The organism is Acetivibrio cellulolyticus CD2 (genome assembly GCF_000179595.2).
GTDB lineage: Bacteria > Bacillota > Clostridia > Acetivibrionales > Acetivibrionaceae > Acetivibrio > Acetivibrio cellulolyticus.
In genome coordinates this window covers 416,946-429,223 of sequence record NZ_JH556657.1, presented here as the reverse complement: position 1 = coordinate 429,223, position 12,278 = coordinate 416,946, and the positions used below count along the sequence as shown (strand labels likewise).

The 12,278-nt window shown below is 34.6% G+C and carries 12 protein-coding genes, 1 pseudogene and 1 CRISPR repeat array; all 13 genes and pseudogenes read right to left on the bottom strand.

What is annotated here, in order from left to right; all coding sequences use genetic code 11:
- Positions 1-127: 127 nt before the first annotated feature.
- Positions 128-859, bottom strand: a complete 732-nt coding sequence (locus tag ACECE_RS0213895) for a DUF6602 domain-containing protein (protein WP_010248244.1) — start codon at positions 857-859, stop codon at positions 128-130.
- Between the two features lie 167 nt (positions 860-1,026).
- A CRISPR array of direct repeats spans positions 1,027-2,111; the repeat unit is 30 nt; unit sequence GTTTCAATTCCTTATATGTTAGGTCATAAC.
- 196 nt (positions 2,112-2,307) lie between these two features.
- On the bottom strand, positions 2,308-3,177 hold the full coding sequence (gene cas6 / locus ACECE_RS0213890; protein ID WP_162862546.1) for a CRISPR system precrRNA processing endoribonuclease RAMP protein Cas6: 870 nt from the start codon (positions 3,175-3,177) through the stop codon (positions 2,308-2,310).
- A gap of 97 nt (positions 3,178-3,274) precedes the next feature.
- The gene (locus tag ACECE_RS0213885; protein ID WP_010248241.1) at positions 3,275-3,790 is read right to left on the bottom strand and encodes an SAVED domain-containing protein; all 516 of its coding nucleotides are present in this window, start codon (positions 3,788-3,790) and stop codon (positions 3,275-3,277) included.
- 28 nt (positions 3,791-3,818) lie between these two features.
- Positions 3,819-4,340, bottom strand: a complete 522-nt coding sequence (locus tag ACECE_RS0213880) for a hypothetical protein (RefSeq protein WP_010248238.1) — start codon at positions 4,338-4,340, stop codon at positions 3,819-3,821.
- A gap of 4 nt (positions 4,341-4,344) precedes the next feature.
- Positions 4,345-5,196 (bottom strand): RAMP superfamily CRISPR-associated protein, encoded by an 852-nt coding sequence (locus tag ACECE_RS0213875; protein WP_010248236.1) that lies wholly within the window; start codon positions 5,194-5,196, stop codon positions 4,345-4,347.
- A complete protein-coding gene (gene csx7, locus ACECE_RS0213870; protein ID WP_010248233.1) occupies positions 5,180-5,986 on the bottom strand; it encodes a type III CRISPR-associated RAMP protein Csx7 in 807 nt (268 codons plus the stop codon). Before csx7 (ACECE_RS0213870) ends, ACECE_RS0213875 begins: the two co-directional genes overlap by 17 nt.
- A 10-nt stretch (positions 5,987-5,996) precedes the next feature.
- Complete coding sequence (gene csx7 / locus ACECE_RS0213865; protein WP_010248230.1) at positions 5,997-6,761, bottom strand: type III CRISPR-associated RAMP protein Csx7; 765 nt, start codon at positions 6,759-6,761, stop codon at positions 5,997-5,999.
- Positions 6,761-7,231 carry a hypothetical protein gene (locus tag ACECE_RS0213860; RefSeq protein WP_010248226.1) on the bottom strand — a complete coding sequence of 157 codons (471 nt, stop codon included), beginning with the start codon at positions 7,229-7,231 and terminating at the stop codon, positions 6,761-6,763. Before ACECE_RS0213860 ends, csx7 (ACECE_RS0213865) begins: the two co-directional genes overlap by 1 nt.
- Entirely contained in the window at positions 7,232-8,404 is a 1,173-nt protein-coding gene (locus ACECE_RS0213855) for a hypothetical protein (RefSeq protein ID WP_010248224.1), read from the bottom strand. It abuts the gene before it with no gap.
- Entirely contained in the window at positions 8,397-8,960 is a 564-nt protein-coding gene (locus ACECE_RS0213850) for an RAMP superfamily CRISPR-associated protein (RefSeq protein WP_010248222.1), read from the bottom strand. The genes ACECE_RS0213855 and ACECE_RS0213850 overlap by 8 nt, the downstream gene beginning before the upstream one ends.
- Positions 8,960-10,921: a Cas10/Cmr2 second palm domain-containing protein gene (locus tag ACECE_RS0213845; RefSeq protein ID WP_010248219.1), complete on the bottom strand. Its 1,962-nt coding sequence runs from the start codon at positions 10,919-10,921 to the stop codon at positions 8,960-8,962. The genes ACECE_RS0213850 and ACECE_RS0213845 overlap by 1 nt, the downstream gene beginning before the upstream one ends.
- A gap of 848 nt (positions 10,922-11,769) precedes the next feature.
- Positions 11,770-11,964 (bottom strand): ATP-binding protein, encoded by a 195-nt coding sequence (locus tag ACECE_RS30210; RefSeq protein WP_040428546.1) that lies wholly within the window; start codon positions 11,962-11,964, stop codon positions 11,770-11,772.
- Positions 11,965-12,097: 133 nt separating this feature from the next.
- Positions 12,098-12,278, bottom strand: a pseudogene (locus tag ACECE_RS31500) (site-specific integrase); the annotation flags it as partial.

The following is a 12,278-nucleotide window of genomic DNA, read 5'->3' as shown; positions in this document are numbered from 1 at the left end:
TTATTTCTGCTTGAACAACTTATTGCTGATAACACCAGTATTAAGGTATGATTCTTAACAAATCTACAATATTCCTATAATCATGTTTTTGCTCAATAAACTATCTACTCATCTAATTAATAATGTGTTATATTGAATCTAGTGATTCAGCATAACACATTATATCAATAGCTGGAGTTGTACCTACCTTTTGTAATTCCATCAAAAGATTTAAAAAGAAAAAAATTAAAGATTCTTCGTTGTTGCTCTTTTGAATTGATATACTCTTATCATATATTACCTTAAACGCACCATCTTTAAGGGCGCACCCAATATCAAGCGACTGACTAGGTTCCAAACCCATTATTACACTTTCAAAGCTATCCCCTAATGGCGGATTCCATGAACTTGTCAATGTAAGTATGCCAGATAATATTTTCAATGGCTGTTTAGGCTCATATTTACCTCCTGCATGATATATATTTGTCGATGTTCTATGTAATGATCTAACACTTTCTGCTTTTTCTCCAGCATACTTAATATAGTCTTTATTAAGTTCCTGTTTTACTTCGAATATTGCATAAACACTTTCAGCAGGAATATAGATAGCACCATCTTGGTTAAATACAAAAGGTGAATATTGTTGATCGTATATAACGACATCAATCTGATCACTAATATTCCCTTTACAGTCTATTATAAAAGCTTTTCCCACATTATATCTCTTTGGCAAATATGCTTTTAACCATTCAATCCAATTTAACTCTGAAGCATCTCCTTTTGTTCCTGGATGAATGATAGACTCCCTATTAGCCATTAACCTTGAAGTCATTTGTTTCTGCAATCCTAAAAAGTGTTTTTTTAAATCAATCTTATCCACACTAAATCACTCTCTTCTAAAAATATTTGATAATTTTTAAGTTACTTCAGTTCCTTATATGATAGGTCATAATGTTTTATTAAGGCATATAAGAAAGTTAATGTTATGCTTCAATTCCCTATATTAGGATACCTCTTAAAGACTTCTATAACAGTACTTCTTTGGATGTTATAATTCCTTATATTTTAGGTCATAACGGAGAACCTTATCAGACTGTTACACAATCTGTATAGTTTAAATTCCTTATACGTTAGGTCATAACTCTGGAAGATACAGTTACAGAAGGCCTAAACTTCAAGTTTCAATTCCTTATATGTTAGGTCATAACCCAATAGAGCTTTGGTCAAAATATAAATCTAGAATGTTTCAATTCCTTATATGTTAGGTCATAACTTTAATAAAGCTGATGTAATAACCAAAATAGCAATAGTTTCAATTCCTTATATGTTAGGTCATAACAATTACTATACCTGGAACATTGAGCTTTGCATGAAGTTTCAATTCCTTATATGTTAGGTCATAACAGGATGATTGGTCTGGATATCGTTGTACTGTTTTAGAGTTTCAATTCCTTATATGTTAGGTCATAACGATGACCCTATCAAGAACAGACAAGAAGCAGACAGGTTTCAATTCCTTATATGTTAGGTCATAACTCGCAAGGAATACCTATTAGGTAAAGATTCCTTGGTTTCAATTCCTTATATGTTAGGTCATAACAGTGGGGAATTATGAGCATAGAGCTCCAAAATGCAATGTTTCAATTCCTTATATGTTAGGTCATAACTCTTTAAATTATTATCAATTTGAATTATCATTAACGTTTCAATTCCTTATATGTTAGGTCATAACTCCTATTGTGGAATTACCACCTGTGGGATAGTCGTGTTTCAATTCCTTATATGTTAGGTCATAACTTTGATACAAAATACATAAGACCATTAATGGAAAGTGCGTTTCAATTCCTTATATGTTAGGTCATAACAAATGATGTTCGAAGATATAAGCTGTATTTGACTGAGTTTCAATTCCTTATATGTTAGGTCATAACTCGAACATCATTTATATTATGTTTAAATAAAAATAAGTTTCAATTCCTTATATGTTAGGTCATAACAGACAAAGCTACCAAATAAGCCAAGTAATGCAATAGGGTTTCAATTCCTTATATGTTAGGTCATAACAAAAGAACAAATTCAGAATTTGTTAACAATGCAAACGGGTTTCAATTCCTTATATGTTAGGTCATAACCAATATCAAAACTGCATTTCAAAAATCAACATTACCTGGAAGTCTTTTTTTGTAGGCATTTCAAGACTTTATTCCAGCCAACATCATACTATTATAATTTTACTATAAGGATCTGTACAATATTCTATTTTCAAGGTCCATAGCAATATATACTAAAATCAAGGTTGGAAAATTAGCAGACTATACTTTTACTATTCTATGTCTTGTACTCATATTTTCCAAGCCCCATAGTGCATCCCTTACCTATATGTAGTGCACTCCCAATATTTATATAAGGCAAAAAAGGTGATAACTTTCCCTTAAATACTACTTCGCCTACAATTCCACCCATTTTAACTTTCCCTTGAATACGGCTTGAATACCTTTCCCAATCGTGCCATTCTGTATTTAACCTCTTAACTGCAATAGTTCTTGACTTTTCCAACAAATCCTTATAGTTAATTTGCCATTCACCACCGCAGTAACAGGAAGCAAGCATGGACATCCTTCTTAAAATATTTCTTAAAAATATTTCAAAGTTTAGACTATCATACATCTTTCCATCAAGTCTGAACCTAAATGGAGTAAGGAATTTCACAGATACCTCATCCACCTTACCTTCATATGTTTTGTCTTCCCATTTTGTTAACTTCACAGCAGTATGATCAAATACTCCGTTTATAAAAATGCTTTCACCAGTATCAAACCTTTCAACCCCTTCAAGTGCAAACTTTTTCCTACTGACTCCAAGGCCATTAACAGCCATCCCATTTACTGCAAAAATAAAATACGGTAAATATGAAATACCATCTCCTATAAAAATCAGATTGAAGCATAGATTTTCCCCAGCATAATAATCTCTTTTGCAATCCATAGGCGGCTCAATTATGAAAGGGTTTGGAAGGGCATTTGTCGCTTTTCCCCACCCATCGTGTTCATTTGTAACACTTGAAAACACTTTTGTGTAGCAGCATAGATGTGTGTTTGCACATTTCCTGCAATCGGCCTGTTTAGGAGACATACAAGAAAGCTTTTTTAACTCCCTGCCTATGGCTCCCCTCAGGGTAGAGCCTAAATAAGCGGGCAAAATACAGTCCTCCATACATTTCAGAGTTACTTTTAATTTTATGTATTCAAGCTTATTCAGCTTTATTTCTTCTTTAGATAGCACCTTTAATCACCTTTCAATTTGGCCTTTGAATCGGGCCCCAATTTATATAGTCCTTATTCGTTGTAGTATCCCTTTGATAAAATATAACAGGACAGCAATTCTTAAATTCTACTCCAAGCATAGCAGATAAGGCAAGCGGTCCTCTAGCGAAAAGATGAATATGCCGTGTGCCTTTAGACATAACCTTTTTTTGAACTGCCCTTATTTTTTTTAGCAGGTCATCTATATCACTTTCAGTTACTATCTTTATGTAGGAAACATGAAATATGTTCTCCTTCGGATAGCTCTTGAATTCAGGCTGATCATACATCCAAGATTCAACGCTTTCACGCATTGATACATCTTTATCACCAACATCAATAATCACTACGCATGATTTTTCCCTTGGGTTGGATCTTCTTATATTCTCTAAGTTTTTTTGCCTATTCCTTTTTTCGGTTACAAGAATGAATAATGACAAGGTAACCGGTATTACAGAAATAATAGATGCAATCGAAGCAATATTACCAATGTTTTTCCATATATCCATATTGTTAAACCCCCGGATTTAAATAACTCTAATTTTTTTGAAATTTCTTCTGCAATAAATTAAGCATTTTATCCATATCATAATCTTTAGCAGGTTCTTCCTCAGCCTTATTAGTGTACCTTGTTGTATCATCTTCCGGTCTCTTCTTTATCTCTGCTTTCAACCCACAAGAATAAGCAGTATTAGATGATACTTTTTTGCTATACTTTCTAGCTATTCTTCCTGCCCACCCAAGGACATAAGCCAGTTCTTCCGGGTCTAATTCCCTTAATTCAGCATTTTCCCATTTAATCTCCCCATTTATCTGTTTTATTTTCAGCCACTGGCTAACAAATTCCTTAAATCTTGCCTTAGCCGCTGTCTTATCGTTATTTCCACCGCCCAAAATATCTAAATTATCCAGGTAGAGTATCATCAGTTTTACAAACTCACTGGTATCCTCATTGCCGCTTAATCTTTGGGCTATATTAGCAACTTTTCTTATTGTTCCCTGATCACCAAATTCGGAAAACCTTAATGCAGTTTCAAGAAGTCCCCTTGTTTTATTCATCTTATCAACCCCATAATGATAATATCCTATTATCAAAGCTAAGTATTTCACAAAGCTTTTTCTTATTTTGTTCTATCCTTGTATCACTAGCTCCATAACTCTTTGCATACATTGAAGGATCAAAATCTTCACTGTCCAATACAGCCCTCTTGACTTTAAAAACGCAGCTTCCGAAAAAGCCTGATTTATTGCCTCCTACCTTTGGCTGAAAACTTTCATCCAACCCAAGTGCATAACATAAAAGCTCAAGCTGCTGTTTTAGAAGGCCATGAAATATTATCTCTCCTGTAAATACTCCGCCTTTGGTTACGGTCTCAACAGCTATTTTAGTATTTTCAAGTATTCTGTAATCTCCATGTCTGTAAAACTTGATACCTCTCAGCTTTCCATCTTGAGAGTAATAGATATCCTTATTTTCTATATGTGGATTCATTTGAATAGGTATCCTTATTATGTCCTGCTCTCCTTTTTCAAGTACAAAATCACCAATGTTCACTCGACTTCTAAGTTTCATTTTCCCGAAGGTATTGCATACAATACAATTGCAGTTATCGGATTTATACGGTAAATCTTTTTTTATTCTTTTACCCACATCTATACAACTGTACGAGACAGCCTGGCATATAGTTCTGAGCATACCTTTTATCGAGCTGCCGGGAATAACTGGTTTATCTAAAAAACGAATAAAACTTTTATATAAAATTTCATTCTCCGACTTTTCAAAACCGGACCCGACAAACACCGGTGAAAGGGTTTCCATCTCAAGAACTAGCTTACCAGTATATTCTCTTTCAGTTTTTTCTGTATCAAATGGTGAAGGCCCAAGTATATCTACAAAATCATAAAATATGCTCATTGTTAAACTTCACCTTTCCTGTTTCATTTTCAGAAAATGTAACACTTTTTAACTTCTCCTCTATTTCGTCTTTGCTCATTATCTTTTCTTTATAGAATTGCCCTGGTTCGGCAGCCCCGTATTCCCTAACAGAAAAAGTTATACTGTTAGCGGACATCCTTCCAAAACCTCTTGAAGTTACTCCACCAAATGTTACATATCCTTCATTAATGTCCTCAAATACCTGAATTAAAACTTTTAACTGCCAGAGGAAAAAATTCTTAATAATTATTTCTGCTTCAAATGTACCTGCCTCCAAAACCTCAGGTTCAAACAAAGCACTATCCTTTGCTGCTCCTGTAACCCTGTCTATTCCTACATTATATCTATTTGCAAGTTTGACAGTATCTTTTTCCGGGTAGGCATCCTTAAATTCGATCCTGCTCTTAATGGACATGTTTCCGAACAGCTTGCATGCGTTACAACTTTCTTTGTATTTATCCTCGACCTTCATTGTATATTTATTGTTTCTATCTAAATTACCAATTTTGGATGAACAACTGTCGTAATAATTTTTCGAGACAATTTTACAACTACCGTTCAGAAGCTTTTCCACTCTGCTCCGGAATACACCTTTTATACTGCTTCCAGGTATGACAACGTTATAATCATTATTATGAAAACTTCTTACAAACTTAACACTAGGAAGCATAGGGTCAAGATCCATATTCTCTCCAGATCTTATCAAGACAGGTCCTTCGGCTTTTAATACAAATTTGATTTTACACTCATTTACCAGTTCCCTAAACATTGTATACCTCCTAGCATTCTAAGTTATAATGCTTAAAAATTGTACCCGCGTCTATATTTTTTCTGTCAGTATCTATTAATTTTATCTGTCCAAGTCCTCTTGAAGTCATTCCTCCTATAGATATGTCACCTTCTTCAAGTATTTTGATTAAAAGTTCTACTAATTTTTTCTGTTCATCTTCAAGGTTTTCTGCAATCATATAAAACTCAAACCTTATACCTGCTGGAACAATCTGAAATCCGTACTTTGCACCCCTACTGGCTGTACCGGTATCCCGGTCCATACCCACGCCATCACGCCGTTCATAGTTCACTTCCGTATCCACGCAAAGCATGTCCTTTATTTGTAACTTCGCCGCAATATGACCGTTTCCAAATAATTTACACACGTCACAGCTCATTGAATATATTTTTTCTGCATAGTCCCGGTACCTTTTCTGTGTGTTGTCACCGGATTTTCTTATCTCTTCCTTTATAGCTTTTACATTACCATCCTTTGAAATCTTCTCATAACAGTTTCTACTGTCATCCAGTATATTGCAGCTTCTCCATTTGCCTTCAAAAGCCGGGTTTGCAAGTATAGCCTCAAGTCTGCTTCTCAGCACACCTTTAAGAGAAGAACCGGGTATTACAGGAAGCCCCCTTGAGTCCTTCAGGACAGGTGAATCAACCTGTACAGGGTCAATACTATCCTCACCTACTCCGATATGAATAGGCTTCAACGCAACTATATTACCCTTTATCACTTCTCTTGATTTAAAAACATCAAAAAGCATTACCTATACTCCCCCTTTCCTTTACTCTTTTCGTTGCCCTTCTTATTCTCTTTACATAGTACATTAGCTTTCCAGTGCATATATCCGAAAAAGAGTTCAAGGTTTTTCAAAACATCCACTTCCGAGGACTGCTTCTTTATGTTTTCCATGTATCTAACGATTACTTCGCCACAAGTTATGAAGCCTGATTTTGCAATGTTTTTATCCCAGAAATAATATCCTTCTGGGTCTAGACTCAATGCCATGCCTGGTTTTGCAATGTTTTTATCCCATCCGTTTCCTTTAGATTCCTTATACTCTATTAAAAGCTTTATTTCCTCATAGAAATCTGCTTTGGCACACAATTCTGCGATAGACCTAAATTGTGACTTTCCAAGACTATCTTTTCCGTCATTATCTGAAATGCAATCTTTTATATCCGTTTTTGATGCCAGTTCTTCTACATATTGAATCAGAGTCTTCTTATCCATCTATATCCCCCCCTTAACATGCAATTCGTTGCATATTTCTATCTCACCAAAGCCATCATAGGTATCCTTCCCTATTCCTTTCGTTTCCATCGAAATAAGAGTTTCTACTATATCTTCCAGCCTTTTTTTAGTAGACATCAAAACGGACGTGCCTTTCTTAGTAAAAACACAAGGTTTTCTTTCCCATTTTTCCAATTCTTTTGATGTATCGTACCCCTTATAAATATCTTGTTCAGAAAAAACCTGCTCAATCTGGAATCCACAAGGATTATCACCTAACACCAGTCGTTCCCATATTTGCTTGTATTCCCTGTCGCTTAATGGTGTATCTGTACAAAGCTCTTCAATTCCAAGCTTTGCATCACTCCTAAAAAGTATGGGTATGTACGACTTTTCTGCATCTCGAGGTAATTTTGTTCTTATATTTTTATTAAACTCTCCTAGTAATTCAATAAGATTTTTTCTTTCCGGTTTGTCCTTGACACCCATAATCTTCACATGTCCAAATCCAATTGATGTATACTTGCCAACATAGAGCATTTTACCAGGATTTAAATTTAAGCTTTCGAAACCTTTTATTTCACCTTCATAAATAATTCCACCTTCAACAACATTGATTGAGTGAAGACTGGCATCAAGTGCAGTCAATGTATATTCATCAAGAGAAGTCCGCGTAAAACTATATCTCCCAGGAGTACACTTTTCTTTTCCATGTCTGAACCCATTTGCAAACTCCATCCTCCCTAAAAAAGCTGTTCCGGAACCCTGTCGGTTTATTTTCATGCATTCTTCACATTCTGATGTTTCAACTCCTGTAAGAATATCTTTAAAACCATGATCCATATATGTTTTACACTTCTTTGAAGTTAATGGAATAATATCATAGCCTTCTGGATAAAAAAATGAAATACGAATGTTTGAAAATTCCCTGCAGGCGTTATTGAATTTGCATCTACTGCAACTGGTTTCATCCCTGACATAAACATAGTTATATCTGCCTAGCTCATCTGGCTTTCTGTGATCGTACAGAGGACAGCTTAAAAGTATGTACTTCGCCAAAGCCGCTCTCATTACATTTCCAGGTATATAATCAAGAGATTCAAGCACATTGTCGGCTAATCTCTTTCCACCAACCATAAGGGGCTCTTCAAGCCTGATACTAACTTTACTCAAGAATCGTCACCTCCACATCAACAAAGCCCCATCCTCGGCTTTTACCTTTTCCAATTGATTCAATCATCTTAATAGCAGCTATTAACTGTTTTTCATAATTGATAGAATCTCCAGAATAGTAAACTTCCAAATCACCTTCAAATGATCCATTATCAATAACTTCGGTAAATGCCAGAGAACCATCCCTGGCAACTCTTCTGAACCTATCTATTGCCACAGTAGACCTGATACCGAAAGTATCCAGATCCTTCTCTCCGTTATACTTTAAATTTTGTATATATATTCTGGATGGTTGATATCCAGCTTTTCCAAATATCGAACACACAGGGCATTCACACCAGCTAGTGCCAGATTGTTCATTGTTACAGCACTTATCCGGCAATAAGCTTTTAAAATTGCTTCTTATTTTACCTTTTATAGTTGATGCAGGAATGAACGGTTCAATCCCTACCTTGGCAGACTTCGTTATTCCATCACCGTTATTACCTGAGCTTATATGTAAAGGTGATCTAAGTTTAAACCTTACTTTGTAAATCTTGCTTATTGGATTCGTCATTAATTTTCACCCCCACAAAAGTCCCACATTTCAAGAATATCCCTCCATGGAGAAAATGATCTGCCATCTTCTAAAGAAGATACTAATATGCCATTTTCAAACTTAAGTCCAGTTATTGACTTTATATTATTATTGATATTGTTTTTGTTTCTTACTTGATTGTAGCTATAAAAGAGCTGCATCTCCAACTTTGACTCGGCTTTCTCAAATGCCCGTAAAAGGCCATTCAAACTACTTTTAACTCTTTTATTTTTTAGTTCCTTTACTAGATTAACCATATCCATAGCCCGCTCCAAGTTATATGGTAGTAAGGAATATTTTACTTCGCCACAATTGCCCTTGTCAGACATATCCTGATTTGCTGTCTGTCCTATATCGTTAATGACCACAAAATCAAGACTTCCGTTACAGCAGGCTTTATCAGTTCTTACAAGATTTTTGGCATTCTTCATTTTTTCTTCAGCTTGCTCCACCATTAATCGAATTGGAGTCTTGTATTTTCCAATACAAATACCAGCAGATAGGGTTGCTGAATACCTCTGCTCATTTTCCTCTGACGATAAGTTTTTAAACTCATTGTTGAAAGTTTGGATCATTCTCGCCGTAAATTCGATAGAATCTTTTCCAGGAACTATTACAAAAATATCGTCCCCTCCAATAGCAACAACCTCAAATTTATCTGGGTAGAATTCATATAACGATTTAAATAATGCTTTTTGTGCAATCTGAGAAGTCCTTCTACTAAAGAACATCATATCTGCCAAATTTTCAATATCCCTGACAATAGCCCCCATATTGTTACCATCGGCATATATTACCGATACGTAACCTTTATTATCCTTTAAATCATCAATGGATTTTTGAGCCCATTTTATATCTTTACCTGTAATCTGTTTATATTTCTTTAAAATCCCCTTTTTCATTATCGCACCAGTAAGATGCTTGTGCATACAGCTTCCACAAGCAGTTATGCCTTCAAATGATTTTATTAAGTACTCTGCCTCTCTCACTGCACAAAGTTTGCATTTTCCTCCTGGTGATATACTAACATTTTCAAATTCAATCTTTTCATCTTCAACATAAAAAAATCCGTCATTAAAAAACTCACTTTTGGGGCGAATTGTAATATAAATTTTATGTTTTTCCCTTTCTAAAAGCCTTTCTTCAATCTCATACATTGTGCTTTTATAATTAATAAGTAAATCTTCCAGTTTTATTTCTTCACTTAAATAAAATGCATTTTGAGCACCCATTGTATACTGATGAAAAGTTCTTTCAAGTTCAAGATAAATGTTTTCGTCAGCCCAACTTGGTAAAACAGCAAATACATTCCCACCACCGGAATAAATAAGGCATTCCTCTATAAAACGTTTTCCAATTATCTCAGGTATCTTTTCCTCTCCAACATAGGTTAGAAGTGTACTGGCTCCTCTAATATCTTTCAAATCATTATTTTCAAGATAATATTTTTTTATTTTATATGGACCACCCTTTAATATTTTTATATAAACCGATTTATCAAGGCAGTCACTACATTGTGTTACAATTTCAAGTGCTTTCCATGCTTCAGGGAACTTATCCCTGGTACCACCAAAGAATGCTTTGTAACTTTCTTCTCTTAAGGAGTAAATATCGGCATTGCCATTTCCATTGTAGAGATAAGAAAATAAAACAAAAAGCCATGCCGCATCTCTCAAAGTAATCTTCGGCTCAGTTCTTCCATCATAATACGGAAGTAAATTTTGAACTCCTTCTGTATTAAGATATTCAACAATCATATCTGCATTTTTTAAGTCAACTTTTTTTTGAATTAGTGAAAGATATTCATTATATTCTTGATGTGTTAAATAGAACTTGGTACCTGTTATTTTATCAACCCATTCAATTCTGTCATCAGGTAATTCATGCTGAATATAGTTAATGTTATTTTCGATAAAGGCTTTCCAATGAAACATTCTCATGTAAATCCCCCTCAAGTAGCTGTAAGGTAAAATAAGACTGATATAGATAGTATAATATTTCTTCTTTAAAACATTATGAAAGCTGTCATATTCAATTGACAGCTTTAACTTATATTGTATATAGTTTACTATAACATTTACCTTTTGTAAATATTTCTACAAAATTCCTCCAGTAATTTGTCGGATTTACTTCACCTAAAAGCATATTCTGTAGTAATTTAGCAAAATACTTTTGTACTTTACCTTTTTCATAACATTTCAATCAAGGATATTTAAATCTTGCTACTATACCATAATATCCCATGCACCAGTTTTGCTCTGCCATTTTCACATTCAATTATGTTATCCTACAAAATCCTAAATTAATGCCTGTGAGATCATGCTTTCTTGGCCAATAGTCTGATCTTAAAAATTCCAGTTTAAATCCCTATTGTCAGGTCATAACTGGTACAGACCCAAAAGCAACTATTCCTGTAATGCTGTTTCAATTCCCTATTATCCGGTCATAACTCGGTATTAGTATGCTTCCTTTGTTTATTCACAAGTTTCAATTCCCTATATTGGAATCGCTATCGTAAAAGTGCTCCACTCTGGTGCACCTTTACAGCTTAATAATGCTGCATAAAATGACACCACCACTAATGCCTTTATTCATTGACGTTCAGCAGTTAACTAATGTATTGTGAACATTATACAATCACAGCTTTCAATTCACAATAAATATTTTTTTAAATATCAAGGTACTAAATTGAAAGGTATTTTTGAGGGCCACTTTTCTTTTCTCATGAAAAGAAAGAATACTTATCTACAAACAAAAAACCGACTCGCATTTGAGCCGGTTAATCCCTTCATTTTCTGCCATCTTTTATTCGATATCCTTCTCCATTCATATTTAGAATGGTCGATCTATGTACCAGTCTATCCACTAAGGCGGTTGCCATTATTGAGTCTCCAATAAAATCAGGCCATTTGGAGAATTCCAGATTACTTGTAACGATAGTGCTTCTTACCTCGTATCTGGCGGCAAGTACCTGAAAAAGCAGATTTGAGCTACGCTGATCTAGTGTAAGGTACCCAAGTTCGTCTTATGAGAAGTATAATATTATGCAAAGTTGAGAGTAAAACCCCTAATAAATCATATGAAAGCTTTCTCTGAACTTTGCATAATATATTAAGCTAAATGATAGATTTAAGCCATTCCATCATTTCTTTCTTCTGTCTTTCAGAATATTTTTCAGTAGGAAGTACATTTGGGCTAACTGCCTCAATAGCTTTACGTTTGATTTCGGGGTTCGATTTTTGCGTAAATTTCTGTCGTAACAACAGAAGCATGGCCAAGAAAATCTCGAATATAAAT